Raw genomic sequence first — 13,988 nt, 5'->3', positions numbered from 1 at the left:
TTACTCCAGCCCGTCCAGCAATTCGTCGACCTTGGCCGGCGTCAGCTTCTCGTGGTAATGGCCGTTGATCACGACCACCGGCGCGCCGCAGCAGGCGGCGACGCATTCTTCTTCCCGCTTCAGGAACACCCGGCCATCGGCGGTGGATTCGCCCAGCTTGCAGCCGAGCTTCTTCTCGGCGTGCTTGACCAGATCCTCGGCGCCGTTGAGCCAGCAGCTGATGTTGGTGCAGAAGGCGACGTTGTTGCGGCCCACCTTCTCGGTCTCGAACATCGAGTAGAAGCTGGCGACCTCGTAGGCCCACACCGGCGGGATGTCCAGGTACTTGGCGACCGCGGCGATCAGCTCGTCGCTCAGCCAGCCGCCGTTCTGCTCCTGCGCGGCGTGCAGACCCTGCAGCACCGCCGAGCGCTTGCGGTCGGGCGGGAACTTGGTCAGCCAATGATCGATATGCGCGCGCGTCTTGTCGCTCAGCGCCACCAGGGGATCGACGTTCTGCGTCGCCTCGAAATTGCCTGTGGCCCTCATCGGTCCACCTCACCGAAAACCAGATCGTAAGTACCAATCATGGCGACCACGTCCGGCAGCATGTGGCCGCGGACGATGGCATCCATGGAAGAAAGATGGGCGAAGCCCGGCGCGCGCAGCTTCACCCGGAACGGCTTGTTGGCGCCGTCGGACACCAGGTAGCAGCCGAATTCGCCCTTGGGCGCTTCCACCGCCGAGTAGGTCTCGCCGGCCGGCACGCAGTAGCCTTCGCTGAACAGCTTGAAGTGATGGATCAGCGCTTCCATGTCGTCCTTCATCTCCTCGCGCGAGGGAGGGGCGACCTTGAAGTTCTTGACCATCACCGGGCCGGGATTGGCCTTCAGCCACTTCACGCACTGGGCGATGATGCGGTTGGATTCGCGCATCTCGGCCACGCGGACCAGGTAACGGTCGTAGCAGTCGCCTTCCACGCCCAGCGGGATGTCGAAATCCACCGCGTCGTACTTGGCGTACGGCTGCTTCTTGCGCAGATCCCAGGCGATGCCCGAACCGCGCAGCATCACGCCGGTCATGCCCCAGGCGCGGGCCTGTTCCGGGCTGATCACGCCGATCCCGACGGTGCGCTGCTTCCAGATGCGGTTGTCGGTGAGCAGGGTTTCGTACTCGTCGACGCGCTTGGGGAACTCGCGGGTGAAGTCTTCCAGGAAGTCCAGCATCGACCCGTCGCGCGCGTTGTTCAGGCGCTTCAGCGCCTGGCCCTTGCGCCAGGGCGATTCCTTGTACTTCGGCATCCGGTCCGGCAGGTCGCGGTAGACACCGCCCGGGCGGTAGTAGGTCGCGTGCATGCGCGCGCCGCTGACCGCCTCGTAGCAGTCCATCAGCTCCTCGCGCTCGCGGAAGGCGTACAGCATCACCGCCATCGCACCCAGGTCGAGCGCGTTGGATCCGATCCACATCAGGTGGTTCAGGATGCGGGTGATCTCGTCGAACATCGTGCGGATGTACTGCGCGCGTTCCGGCGCCTCGATCCCCATCAGGGTTTCGATGGCGCGCACGTAGGCGTGCTCGTTGCACATCATCGACACGTAGTCCAGGCGATCCATGTAACCGATCGACTGGTTGAACGGCTTGGACTCGGCCAGCTTCTCGGTGCCACGATGCAGCAGGCCGACGTGCGGGTCGGCGCGCATGATGGTTTCGCCGTCCATTTCCAGGATCAGGCGGAGAACACCGTGCGCCGCGGGATGCTGCGGGCCGAAGTTCATCGTGTAGTTGCGGATCTCCTGCTTGGACTCTTCAGGATTGCTCGCAAACGCGGTGGGGGACTGTTGCGTACTCATCACTTGCTGCCCTCGCCCGCGGCGGCTTCGCCGATCGCGGTCTGGTAGCGCGCGTCGTCGCGGATCACGCGCGGCACGCCGACGCGCGGCTCGACCGAGGTGACCGGCTCGTAGACCACGCGCTTTTTCTCTTCGTCGTAGCGCACTTCGACGTTGCCGATCAGCGGGAAGTCCTTGCGGAACGGATGGCCGACGAAACCGTAGTCGGTCAGGATGCGGCGCAGATCCGGATGGCCTTCGAACACGATGCCGTACAGGTCGAACGCCTCGCGCTCGAACCAGTTGGCGCCCGGCCACAGGTCGGTGACCGAGGCCACCACCGGCAGATCATCGTTCGGCGCGAAGCAGCGCACGCGCAGGCGCTGGTTGTGCTGGTACGACAGCAGGTGCAGGACCACCGCGAAGCGGCGCTCGGGACCGGCGCCGCGCGGTCGCTGTTCCCAGTCGAAGCGGCCCGGGCCAAAGCCCTCGACGCCACGGCTGAACCCTTCGGACGACACGTCCGAGGTATCCCACTCTGCGCTGCCGTAGCCCAGGTAGTCGACGCCGCAGACGTCGACCGCCTGCTCGAATCCGAACTCGTCGCGCAGGGCGCGGCAGACCTCATGCCAGGACGCGGACGGCACCTCGAGGGTGACCTCTTCGCGGGTTCCGGCAACCGTGATCACCGCATCGGCGAAGCGCGCGCGCAACCGGTCGGTGAAATTTGCAGCTTGCTCGGCCATGGGGCGTAGCGTGCTCTCGAAAAGGAAAACGGGTGGAACGGGAAGCAGGCCGGCGCGCTCAGCGCGCGATGGTCTGCGTGCGCCAGATCTTCTTCTGCAACTGCAGGATGCCGTAGACCAGCGCTTCGGCGGTCGGCGGGCAGCCCGGCACGTACACGTCGACGGGCACGATGCGGTCGCAGCCGCGCACCACCGAATACGAATAGTGGTAGTAGCCACCGCCATTGGCGCAGCTGCCCATCGAGATCACCCACTTGGGGTCGGGCATCTGGTCGTAGACCTTGCGCAGCGCCGGGGCCATCTTGTTGACCAGGGTGCCGGCGACGATCATCACGTCCGACTGGCGCGGCGACGGGCGGAACACCACGCCGTAGCGGTCCAGGTCCAGGCGCGAGGCGCCGGCGTGCATCATCTCGACCGCGCAGCAGGCCAGGCCGAAGGTCATCGGCCACATCGAGCCGGTGCGCGCCCAGTTCATCAGCGCGTCGACGCTGGTGGTCACGTAGCCCTTTTCCAGCAGCGGGTTGTCGCCTTCCGGCCGCAGGATGTCGTCCACCCGCCCTTCCGGGATCGGGTTGGTCATCAGGCGATCGAGGGTCTGGATCACTCCCATTCGAGCGCTCCCTTCTTCCAAACGTAAATGAAGCCGAGGAACAGCATGCCGACGAACAGGCCCATGGTGACCAGTGCGCGGGCGCCGAGCTCCTGGAAGACCAGGGTCCACGGGACGATAAAAATGATTTCCAGGTCGAAGACGATGAACTGGATGGCAATCAGGTAATAGCGCACGTCGAACTTCATGCGCGCGTCTTCGAAGGCCTCGAAGCCGCATTCGTACGGCGACAGCTTCTGGGCGTCGGGGCGCCGGGGGCCGAGGAAGCGTCCCGCCAGGATCAGCGCGATGCCGATGCCGGTGGCGACGATCAGGAACAACAGGGTCGGCAGATAGTTGGCCAGCACTCGCGTTTCTCTTCTTGTCCTACCTGCCCCGCTCCCGGCCTGCACGCCGGAGCGTGTCGCCTTGGTGGGGCACTGCATTCCGCTGTGGGACCGCGTGGTACGCGCGGTTTGCGCGGGTGCGCAAGGAGCAGCGGTCGAGGTGACTCGGGCCCGGCCGCGGCATCCACCGTGTCCCGCCGCAGGCGGCGGTGACCGATCCGATCCTGGCCCTTCCGCAGTTCGTACCTGGCCTGGAATGGATCGGCGGAATTGTACCGGTTAGTGAACTGACTAGTAAACGTTTACGAAGCTGTACGCGGCGCTTTTCATGGACAAAAGAAAAGCCCGCTTGCGCGGGCTTCGCTTTCCATTGCCGCGGCCGGCCGGCGTGTCGCCGGTTCGCCGCTTCGATTGGTGCCCAAGAGGGGACTCGAACCCCTACAGCTTTCGCCGCTACCACCTCAAGGTAGTGCGTCTACCAATTCCGCCACCTGGGCATTGAAACTCTGCAACCGGTCACCGATTGCGGGCCGGTATTGTAGCCCGGTTCAACCGCCCTGTGACGGTGCTTCCACCGGCGGCAGGGCCTGCTGCGGCTGGCTGCCGGTTTCCGGTGCCTGCGCCGGCGCGGCCGGCACGGTGGTCGGGGCCGGCTGCGGCTGGGTCGCGGGCGCCGCGGGCACCGTGGTCGGCTGCGCGGGGACGGACAGCTCGCCGGCCGCGGGCGCGCCGGCCGCCGGAGCCTGCTGCTGGGTCATCACGCCCAGGTTCTGCTGGGTGGTCGGGCGCGCGCTGTGCGAGGCGTGCCAGGCCATGAACAGGGTGATGCCGAAGAAGGCGATCGCCAGCCACTTGGTGCTCTTGGACAGGAAGTTGGAGGCGCCGCGCGCGCCGAACACCGTGCCGGAGGCACCGGCGCCGAAGCCGGACCCGGCCTGCGCGCCCGAACCGCGCTGCATCAGCACCAGCGCGATGATCGCGATGGCGATCAGCACGTAGACCACATTGAGGATCAGCATCATTTCGAATTCGTCCCGAAACAGGTTGGAAGGCCCGGCCACGGCCGGACCCGCGGGGGATCAGCCCCGCTCCGCCGCCGCTTTCGCGATGGCGAGAAAATCGCGCGCCACCAACGACGCACCACCCACCAGCCCTCCATCGACATCGGGCTGCGCGAACAGTTCCGCGGCGTTGTCGGGCTTGACGCTGCCGCCATACAGGATGGGCAGCGAATCGGCGATTCTAGCATCGCGTCCGGCCACTTCGCCACGGATGAATGCATGAACGGCCTGGGCCTGGGCCGGGCTGGCATTGCGGCCGGTACCGATGGCCCAGACCGGTTCATAGGCCACGATGGCCCGTTCGAACGCCTCCACCCCGGCGGCGTCCAGGACCGTCCGCAACTGCGCGCCAACCACGGCCTCGGTCTGCCCCGCGTCGCGCTGCGCCAGGCTTTCGCCCAGGCAAAGTACCGGCACCAGGCCGGCGTTGCGCGCGGCGATGAACTTGCGCGCGACCAGTTCGTTGTCCTCGTGGTGGTACTGGCGGCGTTCGGAATGGCCGACCAGGCCATGGGTGGCACCGACATCGACCAGCATCGAGGCGGAAACCTCGCCGGTATACGCGCCCTTCTCGTTGCTGCTCACGTCCTGCGAACCCAGCGCGAAGCCCTGCGGCACGTAGTCCTCGACCAGCTCGCCCAGATACGGCAGCGGCGGGAGGATCAGCACGTCCACCCCGGCCAGCGGCAGGCCCATGGCAATCTCGTCCATCAGGGCATAGGCGAACTGGCGGTCGCCGTGGAGCTTCCAGTTTCCGGCCACGATCTTGCGGCGCATAAGACCAATTCCTGTCCAGTGGGCGCGCAAGGATAGCCGATGTGGGATTTCCGGCAAGCGCGGCCGCACGCATTACCATGCGGCGGAACCCGAGTCTTGGCATCGACAGGAGTCCTCGCATGTCCCCTACGCCTCCCGGCTACGCCCTGATCACCGGCGCCTCCAGCGGCATCGGCGCGGAAATCGCGCGTGAATATGCGCGCCGTGGCGTACCGCTGATCCTCACCGCGCGCCGGCGGGAGCGCCTGGAAGCATTGGCGGCGGAACTGCGCCCGCAGGTGCCGGTGGAAGTGATTGCCGCCGATCTCGCCGCCGCCGATGGCGTGGCCGGCCTGTGCGAGGCCATCCAGGCGCGCGGCCTGGCCGTGCGCGTGCTGGTCAACAACGCGGGCTTCGGCGTGCCCGGCCGCTACCAGAACCGCGAATGGCCGGACCATGCCGCGTTCCTGCAGGTGATGATCCATGCGGTGTGCGAACTGACCTGGCGGCTGCTGCCCTCGCTGCGTGCTTTCCCGGACGGTCGCATCCTCAACGTCGCCTCTTTCGCGGGGCTGATGCCGGGCTCCAACGGCCAGACCCTGTACGCCGCCGCCAAGGCCTTCCTGATCAAGTTCAGCGAGTCGCTGGCGCAGGAAAACGCGGATCGCGGCGTGAAGGTCTGCGCGCTCTGTCCCGGTTTCACCTGGTCGGAATTCCACGACGTCACCGGTACCCGCGTAATGATGGACAAGCTGCCGAAGAAGCTGTGGCTGCAGGCCGACGCGGTGGCGCGCGCCGGCATCGACGGACTGGAGCGCGGACGCGTGATCGTGGTGCCGGGCTGGCGCTACCGCCTGCTGCACGGAGTCACCCGGCACCTGTCGGATCACGCGCGGTTCCGGTTGATGAGCCGGAATTCCTCGCGGATCCGCAAGGCGGATTGAGCTTCGGGAAAATCTTGCGGCGGGCGGAAAATCCGTGGCCGGATAGAAAAAGCTCGCCGCCCGGCCGCTCCTACCATCTGTCGCATTCCGCGCGGTAGGAGCGCCGTCCCGGCGCGAGCTTCTTGCCTGAGGGCACCGGATGCCACAGGCGTGGCATCGACGCGTGCTTACTTGAGCTTGATCTCGCGCAGGCGCTCTTCGAGGTAGCCCTGCGCGGTGATCGCCTCGGGATAGCGCTTGGGATTGTCGGTGCTGATCGTCGAGGGCAACACATCGATCAGGAAATCCGGATTCGGATGCAGGAAGAACGGCACCGAATAGCGCGGCTTGCGCGCTTCCTCGCCCGGCGGGTTCACCACCCGATGGGTGGTGGATGGATACACGTGGTTGGTCAGGCGCTGCAGCATGTCGCCGATATTGACCACGATGGTGTCCGCGTCGGAGGTGAACGGCACCCACTCGCCCTGCTGGGACTTCACTTCCAGGCCGGCGGCGCTGGCGCCGACCAGCAGCGTGATCAGGTTGATGTCCTCGTGCGCGCCGGCCCGTACGTTGGGAATGTCGTCGGCGGTGATCGGCGGATAGTGGATCGGCCGCAGGATCGAATTGCCGGAGTTGGTCTTGTCGGCGAAATAGTCCTCCGCCAGCCCGATGTGCAGCGCCAGCGCCGACAGCACCCGTGCGCCCAGCTTGTCCAGCGCGTCGTAGAGGCCATAGCCGTGCTCGCGGAATCCGGGCACTTCGTCCGGCCACAGGTTCGGCGGCATCACCTCGCGATACTTCGAGTCATCGGGAATCTCGCGGCCGATGTGCCAGAACTCCTTCAGATCGAAATGCTTGGAGTCCTTCGCGGTCTCCACGCCGAACGGCGTGTAGCCACGCGCGCCGCCGCTGCCCGGCACGTGGTACTTGCGCTTGGTCTCTTCCGGCAGTGCGAAGAAGCGCTTGAACACGTCATAGGCGGCGTCGATGTCGGCTTGCGGGATGCCGTGGTTGCGGATGCCGGCAAATCCCCATTCGCGGTAGGCGGCGCCCAGCTCGGCGACGAAGGCCTCGCGGTCGGTGTCGAAACGGGTGATGTCCAGGGTGGGAATACGGGAACTCATTCACTTGCTCCAGGAGGGCGCGGCGGCGTCATTCCAGCCGACCGGCGCCAGGATTGCATTGATCGGCCTCAAGCGGCCGCGGCGCGCACGGCCTCGGCCAGCTTCTCCAGCGTGGCCTGCATCAGCGCGTCGTCGTCGGCCTCGACGGTCACCCGCACCACCGGCTCGGTGCCGGACGGGCGCAGGAAGGCGCGGCCGCGGCCGGACACCGCCGCCTGCGCCTCGGCCAGCGCGGCCTGCACGCTCGCGGCCTCGGCCGGACGCCCGCCGTTGGCCAGCTTCACGTTGATGGTCTTCTGCGGCACCTTGGACAGGCCGGCCAGCGCCTGGCGCAGCGACTGCCCACCGCTCTTGAGCACTTCCAGCACCTGCAGCGCGCTGACGATGGCGTCGCCGGTGGTCGCGCGATCCAGGCACAGCAAGTGGCCCGAGGTTTCGCCGCCCAGCACGCCGCCGCCCTCGACCAGGCCCTGGTGGACATAGCGATCGCCGACCTTGACCCGCAGGAACGGCACCTGGCGCTCGGCCAGCGCGCGCTCCAGGCCGTAGTTGGTCATCAGCGTGCCGACCACCGCGCCCTTCAGCCGCCCGCTCCGCTGCCAGGCCGTGGCCAGGACGTACAGCAGATCATCGCCGTCGACCGGATTGCCCTGGTCGTCGGCCATCAGCACGCGATCGCCGTCGCCGTCGAAGGCGATGCCCAGATCCGCGCCGGTCTCGCGCACCTTGCGGGCGAGATTGTCGATATGCATCGAGCCGACGCCGTCGTTGATGTTCACGCCGTTCGGCTCGGCGCCGATGGCGACAACCTCCGCTCCCAGCTCGCGGAACAGCAGCGGCGCGATGTGATAGGTCGCGCCATGCGCGCAGTCCAGCACGATCTTCAGGCCCCGCAGATCGAAGCCGCGCGGCACGCTGGCCTTGCAGAACTCGATGTAGCGGCCGACCACGTCACGGCTGCGGATCGCCTTGCCCAGCTTTTCCGACTCGACGGTGACGAAGTCGCCATCCAGCGCGGCCTCGATCGCCGCCTCGGTGGCGTCGTCCAGCTTCTCGCCTTCGGCCGAGAAGAACTTGATGCCGTTGTCGTAGTGCGGGTTGTGCGAAGCGCTGATGACGATGCCCGCGTCGGCGCCGAGGGTACGCGACAGGAACGCCACCGCCGGGGTCGGCATCGGCCCCATCAGCTGCACGTCGGCGCCGGCGGCGACCAGCCCGGCTTCCAGCGCGGCTTCGAACATGTAGCCGGAAATGCGGGTGTCCTTGCCGATCACCACGGTCGGGCGCCGCCCGGTGTTCTCGGACAGTACGCGACCCAGCGCGTTGCCCAGGCGCAGGACGAAATCGGCCGAGATCGGGCCCTGCCCGACCCGCCCGCGGATGCCGTCGGTACCAAAATACTTGCGACTCATCGGAGTGCCTCCTTGCTCAAGCGATGACTTCGGTTTCTTGCGGCCGCGGCTGGTTCAGCAGCAGCGCCAGCAGATCGCCCAGGCGATCGCGCATTTCCCGGCGATCGCAGATCTGGTCGATGGCGCCGTGCTCCAGCAGGAATTCGGCGCGCTGGAAACCTTCCGGCAGCGTTTCGCGCACGGTCTGCTCGATCACGCGCGGACCGGCGAAGCCGATCAACGCTTCCGGCTCGGCGATGTTGATGTCGCCCAGCATCGCGAACGAGGCCGAGGCGCCACCGAAGGTGGGATGGGTGCTGACCGAGATGTAGGGGATGCCCTGCTCGCGCAGGCGCGCCAGCGCGGCCGAGGTCTTGGCCATCTGCATCAGCGAGAACAGGCTTTCCTGCATGCGCATGCCGCCGCTGGCGGCGAACGACACCAGCGGCACGCGGTCGGCCAGGGCGCGTTCGGCGGCACGGGCGAACTTCTCGCCGCTGACCGAACCCATCGAACCGCCCATGAAGGCGAAGTCCATGGCGCAGGCCACCAGCGGACGCTGCTTCAGGGTGCCTTTCATCGCCACCAGCGAGTCATGCTCGCCGGTCGCCTTCTGCGCCGCCTTGAAGCGGTCGGAATACTTCTTCTGGTCGCGGAACTTCAGCACGTCGACCGGCGCCAGCCCGGTGCTGATTTCCTCGATGCTGCCCGGGTCGAACAGCGCCTGCAGGCGCGCGCGGGCGCGGATGGACATGTGGAAGCCGCACTTGGGGCAGACCTCCAGGTTTTCTTCCAGTTCCGGGCGGTAGAGCACCGCGCCGCAGCGGTCGCACTTCTCCCACAGCCCTTCGGGCACACTGCGTTTGCTTTTGGCGCCACCGCCCTCGGTGCGGATGCCCGACGGCATCAGTTTGCTGAGCCAGCTCATGCGTTATCGACAATCCCGTTCAGGGGCCCATCCCGCGGATGGGCAGACGGGTCAGTTTAGCAGGCCGTCCAAGGCCGCCCCTCACCCCGGAGGGGTACGGGCTCAGGGCTGGTCCAGGGCGTGCCGGAGCGGCGCCAGGAAGGCGGCGGCGCGGGCCGGAGCGGTTTCGGCGGCATCGGTACGGGCCAGCTCGGTGACCAGCGCGCTGCCCACCACCACTCCGTCGGCGTCCACCGCCATCGCACGGGCGCTGGCGGCGTCCCGGATGCCAAAGCCGGCGGCGACCGGCGCCTTGGCCAGGGAACGGATGCGGCGCAGCCGGTCGCCCGCGGCGCGCGTATCCAGCCGCTCGGACGCCCCGGTGACGCCGGCGAAGCTGACGTAGTACAGGTAGCCCTGGGCTTCGTCGCAGAGCATGGCCATGCGCTCGTCGGAGGTGGTCGGCGAAGCGAGCATGATCAGGGCCAGACCGTGCCGGTTGAAGGCGGCGCGGGTTTCGTCGGCCTCTTCCGGCGGCAGGTCCACCAGCAGCACGCCGTCCACCCCGGCCTGCACGGCCGCTTCCGCGAACCGCGCCGTGCCGTGGATCTCGACCGGGTTCAGGTACCCCATCAGCACGATGGGAGTGGCCGTGTCCTGGTTGCGGAACGCCGCCACGGCATCGAGCACGTAGCGCAGGCCGGCGCCACGCGCGAGCGCGCGCTCGGAGCTGCGCTGGATGGTCGGGCCATCGGCCATGGGGTCGGAGAACGGGACGCCGAGTTCGATCACGTCGGCGCCCGCCTCCACCAGCGCATGCATCACCGGCACGGTGTCCTCCAGCGAAGGATCCCCGGCGGTGATGAACGGAATGAGCGCCTTGCGGCCGGCGGCGCGCAATTCCGAAAAGCGCTGGTCGAATCGGCTCATTCCGGCTTGGTTTCCTGGTTGTCCGTCGAGCCGGCCTGTGCATCGTTGAAGGCGGCGTATTCGGCGGCCAGTTCCGATTCGCCGACGTTCAGGCCGCGCTCGGCACCCAGCGCGTCCAGGTGCTCGTTGAGCATCCGCCGGTACATGTTGGTCATGTAGTCGAGGAAATCCTTGCGCGAAGCCGCGGCGTCACCTTCGAAGGACAGGTAGACGTGCGAGTTGAAACGCGCGGCGGCATACAGCGAGGCAACGCTGATGCGCTTGAGGCCCTGCTGCTTGGCCTGGCGGTTAGTCAGTTCCAGGTATTCGTTGACGCAGGTGAAGAAGGCCGGATCGAGCTGGTTCGGATTCTGGCTGGCCTGCGGATCGTTCTGCTGTTCGGTCATTGCACTGCCTTAGAAATGGAGGTTCTCGCGCGCGGCGATGGTATGCACGTCCTTGTCGCCCCGTCCGGACAGGTTGCACAGGACCAGGGCGTCGCGCGGCAGATCCCGGGCGAGCTTGATGGCCTGGGCCACGGCGTGGCTGGACTCGAGCGCCGCAAGGATACCCTCGGTGCGGGCCAGTTGGTGGAAGGCGGCCAGCGCCTCTTCGTCGGTCACGCCGACATACTGCGCACGGCCGGTGTCGGCCAGGAAAGCGTGTTCCGGGCCGACGCCCGGGTAGTCGAGCCCGGCGGAAACCGAATGGGTCTCGATGATTTGGCCGTCGTCGTCGCACAGCACGTAGGTGCGGTTGCCGTGCAGCACGCCGGGCCGGCCAGCGGCAATCGAAGCGGCGTGACGGCCGCTGTCGATGCCGTCGCCGGCCGCCTCGGCACCGACGATCTTCACGTCCGCATCGTTGAGGAAGGCGTGGAACAGGCCGATGGCGTTGCTGCCGCCACCGACGCAAGCGGTGATCACGTCGGGCAGCCGGCCGTAGTCCTCCAGCATCTGCGCGCGTGCCTCGCGCCCGACCACGGCGTTGAAGTCGCGGACCATGCGCGGATACGGATCCGGGCCGGCCACGGTACCGATGATGTAGAAGGTGTCGTGCACGTTGGTCACCCAGTCGCGCATCGCTTCGTTCAAGGCATCCTTCAGGGTCGCCGAGCCGGACGTCACCGGCACCACGGTCGCGCCCAGCAGCTTCATCCGGTAGACGTTGATCTTCTGGCGTTCGATATCGGTGGCGCCCATGTAGACCACGCATTCCAGGCCCAGCCGGGCGGCCACGGTGGCACTGGCCACGCCGTGCTGGCCGGCGCCGGTCTCGGCGATGATGCGCGGCTTGCCCATCCGGCTGGCCAGCAGGGCCTGGCCGATGGTGTTGTTGATCTTGTGCGCGCCGGTGTGGTTCAGGTCCTCGCGCTTGAGCAGGATGCGCGCGCCGCCGACTTCGCGCGACAGCCGGGTGGCTTCATAGATCGGGCTGGGACGGCCGACGTAGTGCTTCAGGTCGTGATCGAAGGCGGCCAGGAACGCCGGATCCTGGCGGGCCTGGTCGTACGCCGCCGCCAGTTCCTGCAACGGGCCGATCAGGGTCTCGGCGACGAAGCGGCCGCCGAACCGGCCGAAATGGCCGCGGGCGTCTGGGAAGGCGTGGAAGTCGGCGGGGCGGGATTCGGACATGGACAGCGGCGGCGCGAATGGGCGGATGCCGAGCATAACGCACACATCCCCCAGCAAGAATCGATGATTTCTGCATGATTCGTGAGATAAACTCACATGTCATGACCGCCCGCCTGCCTTCGCTCAACGCCCTGCGCGCCTTCGAGGCCGCGGCCCGGCTGGGCGGCGTCAGCCAGGCCGCGCGGGAACTGCATGTCACCCATGGCGCTGTCAGCCGCCAGATCCGGTTGCTGGAAGCGGAGCTGGGACTGGTGCTGTTCTCCCGCGAAGGACGTGGGCTGCGGCTCACCCCGGCGGGCCGGCAGTTGCAGGAAGCCGCCGCGGCCGCCTTCGCCCGGTTGCAGGACGCCACCGCCCGGCTGCGCCGCGATACGCCGTCGGCGCTGGTGCTGGGCTGTCCGGGCAGCCTGCTCGCGCGCTGGATGATTCCCCGCATGGAACGGCTCGGCCGGGACCTGCCCGGCCTGACCCTGCACCTGGCCGCGCAGGAAGACGGCTTCGACACGGAACTGACCGGACTGGACGCCGCCCTGCTGCTGGCCGAGCCGCCATGGCCGTCCGGCTGGCAGGTCCGCGAGCTGGCGCCGGAGCGGATCGGCCCGGTGGTGAGCCCGCGTCATCCCGCCAGTCACGATCCCCGCCGCCTGCTGGAAGAGCCGCTGCTGCATACTGCATCGCGCCCGCAGGCCTGGCCGGTCTGGGCCGCCCAGCACGGCATCGATCCCGACCGCCTGCGTTACGGCAGCGGATTCGAGCACCTCTACTACCTGCTGGAAGCCGCGCTTGCCGGGATGGGCGTGGCGATCGCCCCCGAGCCGCTGGTGGCCGCGGATCTGGCGGCCGGCCGCCTGCTCGCTCCCTGGGGATTCAGCGCGACCGGCGGTGCCTGGATTCTCGCCACCCGGCGTGGCCCGTTGGATCCGCGGGTGGAGCGGCTGGGCGACTGGCTCGAACGGGAACTCGGCGCCGACGCAATGGCTCCGGTCCCGAACTAGATCGGCTGCGCGCGCTGATCGGCGTAGCGGACCGCATCGACGAACTGGCGCATCTTCTCCGCATCCTTCACCCCGGGCGCGGATTCGATACCGCTGGATACATCCACGCCCCAGGGGTGCGCGGTGCGGACCGCGACGGCCACGTTGTCCACGGACAGGCCGCCGGCCAGCAGATACGGCCGTTCGGTCGCCTGCGGCATTTGCTTCCAGTCGAAACGCTTGCCGCTGCCGCCCTGCTCGCCCGCGGCGTGGCCGTCGAACAGGAAGCCATGCGCGGAGGGATAACGCGCGATCGCGGTGAAGGCGCTCTCGCTGGCACCGCCCATCGCGATGGCTTTCAGGAACGGCACGGCGAAGCCGGCGCAGAACGCATCCTCTTCGCCACCATGGAACTGCAGCAGATCCGGACGTACGTGCTCAATCACGCCTTCCACGTCATCGGCGCTGTTGTCCATCATCAACGCCACCACCGCGATTTCCTCGGGCACCAGTTCGCGCAGCATGCGCGCCTGCCCGATCAGCAATCGGCGCGGGCTGCGCGGCGCGAACACCAGGCCGACGTAGTCCACGCCCAGTTCCACCGCGGCGCGCACGTCCTCGGCTCGGGTCAGTCCACAGAATTTGATGCGGGTGGGCATGAGGAATCGGGAATCGGGAATCGGGAATCGGGAATCGGGAATCGGGAATCGGGAATCGGGAATCGGGAATCGGGAATCGGGAATCGGGAAGAGCATCCGCGCCACCCTACCCTCCACGCAAGCGCCGGCGCGTGACGGCCAGGTGCGTGGGCCG

General features: G+C 67.6%; 16 protein-coding genes and 1 tRNA gene. 2 read left to right on the top strand and 15 right to left on the bottom strand.

Going from position 1 to position 13,988, the window contains the following annotated elements; translation table 11 throughout:
- The 8 genes from nuoE to tpiA all read right to left on the bottom strand — a co-directional run bounded on the left by nuoE (window position 1) and on the right by tpiA (window position 5,331).
- Window positions 1-528 (bottom strand): NADH-quinone oxidoreductase subunit NuoE, encoded by a 528-nt coding sequence (gene nuoE, locus IB228_RS03995; protein WP_183642352.1) that lies wholly within the window; start codon window positions 526-528, stop codon window positions 1-3.
- Window positions 525-1,832 carry an NADH-quinone oxidoreductase subunit D gene (locus IB228_RS03990; RefSeq protein WP_183642355.1) on the bottom strand — a complete coding sequence of 436 codons (1,308 nt, stop codon included), beginning with the start codon at window positions 1,830-1,832 and terminating at the stop codon, window positions 525-527. Before IB228_RS03990 ends, nuoE begins: the two co-directional genes overlap by 4 nt.
- A complete protein-coding gene (locus tag IB228_RS03985) occupies window positions 1,829-2,554 on the bottom strand; it encodes an NADH-quinone oxidoreductase subunit C (protein ID WP_141453299.1) in 726 nt (241 codons plus the stop codon). The genes IB228_RS03990 and IB228_RS03985 overlap by 4 nt, the downstream gene beginning before the upstream one ends.
- 58 nt (window positions 2,555-2,612) lie before the next feature.
- Window positions 2,613-3,167 (bottom strand): NADH-quinone oxidoreductase subunit B, encoded by a 555-nt coding sequence (locus IB228_RS03980; RefSeq protein ID WP_141453300.1) that lies wholly within the window; start codon window positions 3,165-3,167, stop codon window positions 2,613-2,615.
- Window positions 3,158-3,514, bottom strand: a complete 357-nt coding sequence (locus IB228_RS03975) for an NADH-quinone oxidoreductase subunit A (RefSeq protein WP_183642358.1) — start codon at window positions 3,512-3,514, stop codon at window positions 3,158-3,160. Before IB228_RS03975 ends, IB228_RS03980 begins: the two co-directional genes overlap by 10 nt.
- A gap of 391 nt (window positions 3,515-3,905) precedes the next feature.
- Window positions 3,906-3,990, bottom strand: a tRNA-Leu gene (locus IB228_RS03970).
- Between the two features lie 51 nt (window positions 3,991-4,041).
- On the bottom strand, window positions 4,042-4,515 hold the full coding sequence (secG, locus tag IB228_RS03965) for a preprotein translocase subunit SecG (protein ID WP_225562217.1): 474 nt from the start codon (window positions 4,513-4,515) through the stop codon (window positions 4,042-4,044).
- Between the two features lie 57 nt (window positions 4,516-4,572).
- Window positions 4,573-5,331, bottom strand: a complete 759-nt coding sequence (gene tpiA, locus IB228_RS03960) for a triose-phosphate isomerase (protein ID WP_192197621.1) — start codon at window positions 5,329-5,331, stop codon at window positions 4,573-4,575.
- Between the two features lie 119 nt (window positions 5,332-5,450).
- On the opposite strand from tpiA, the gene IB228_RS03955 reads away from it, so the two are divergent.
- Window positions 5,451-6,254 (top strand): SDR family oxidoreductase, encoded by an 804-nt coding sequence (locus IB228_RS03955; RefSeq protein WP_192197620.1) that lies wholly within the window; start codon window positions 5,451-5,453, stop codon window positions 6,252-6,254.
- A 167-nt stretch (window positions 6,255-6,421) separates the two neighbouring features.
- Here the strand turns inward: IB228_RS03955 and IB228_RS03950 are convergent, their stop codons facing one another.
- From IB228_RS03950 to trpB, 6 genes are all read right to left on the bottom strand, one after another.
- Window positions 6,422-7,360: an isopenicillin N synthase family oxygenase gene (locus IB228_RS03950; protein WP_183642371.1), complete on the bottom strand. Its 939-nt coding sequence runs from the start codon at window positions 7,358-7,360 to the stop codon at window positions 6,422-6,424.
- A gap of 68 nt (window positions 7,361-7,428) precedes the next feature.
- Window positions 7,429-8,772 (bottom strand): phosphoglucosamine mutase, encoded by a 1,344-nt coding sequence (gene glmM / locus IB228_RS03945; RefSeq protein WP_183642372.1) that lies wholly within the window; start codon window positions 8,770-8,772, stop codon window positions 7,429-7,431.
- A gap of 16 nt (window positions 8,773-8,788) precedes the next feature.
- Window positions 8,789-9,679, bottom strand: a complete 891-nt coding sequence (gene accD / locus IB228_RS03940; protein WP_141453307.1) for an acetyl-CoA carboxylase, carboxyltransferase subunit beta — start codon at window positions 9,677-9,679, stop codon at window positions 8,789-8,791.
- 102 nt (window positions 9,680-9,781) lie between these two features.
- Window positions 9,782-10,588 (bottom strand): tryptophan synthase subunit alpha, encoded by an 807-nt coding sequence (trpA, locus tag IB228_RS03935; protein ID WP_192197619.1) that lies wholly within the window; start codon window positions 10,586-10,588, stop codon window positions 9,782-9,784.
- Window positions 10,585-10,974, bottom strand: coding sequence for a DUF3144 domain-containing protein (locus IB228_RS03930; protein WP_192197618.1), 390 nt, complete (start codon window positions 10,972-10,974; stop codon window positions 10,585-10,587). The genes trpA and IB228_RS03930 overlap by 4 nt, the downstream gene beginning before the upstream one ends.
- A 9-nt stretch (window positions 10,975-10,983) precedes the next feature.
- Window positions 10,984-12,201: a tryptophan synthase subunit beta gene (gene trpB, locus IB228_RS03925; RefSeq protein ID WP_192197617.1), complete on the bottom strand. Its 1,218-nt coding sequence runs from the start codon at window positions 12,199-12,201 to the stop codon at window positions 10,984-10,986.
- 101 nt (window positions 12,202-12,302) lie between these two features.
- Here trpB and IB228_RS03920 point away from each other — a divergent pair, with 101 nt between their 5' ends.
- Entirely contained in the window at window positions 12,303-13,196 is an 894-nt protein-coding gene (locus tag IB228_RS03920; RefSeq protein WP_192197616.1) for a LysR family transcriptional regulator, read from the top strand.
- Here the strand turns inward: IB228_RS03920 and IB228_RS03915 are convergent.
- Window positions 13,193-13,834: a phosphoribosylanthranilate isomerase gene (locus IB228_RS03915; RefSeq protein ID WP_183642388.1), complete on the bottom strand. Its 642-nt coding sequence runs from the start codon at window positions 13,832-13,834 to the stop codon at window positions 13,193-13,195. The two genes, IB228_RS03920 and IB228_RS03915, sit on opposite strands and share 4 nt — an antisense overlap.
- Window positions 13,835-13,988: the final 154 nt, after the last annotated feature.

The sequence above is a fragment of the Pseudoxanthomonas sp. PXM04 genome (assembly GCF_014851695.1).
Taxonomy (GTDB): domain Bacteria; phylum Pseudomonadota; class Gammaproteobacteria; order Xanthomonadales; family Xanthomonadaceae; genus Pseudoxanthomonas_A; species Pseudoxanthomonas_A beigongshangi.
The sequence above is the reverse complement of the archived record's forward strand: the minus strand, read 5'-3'. Positions and strand labels throughout refer to the sequence as shown.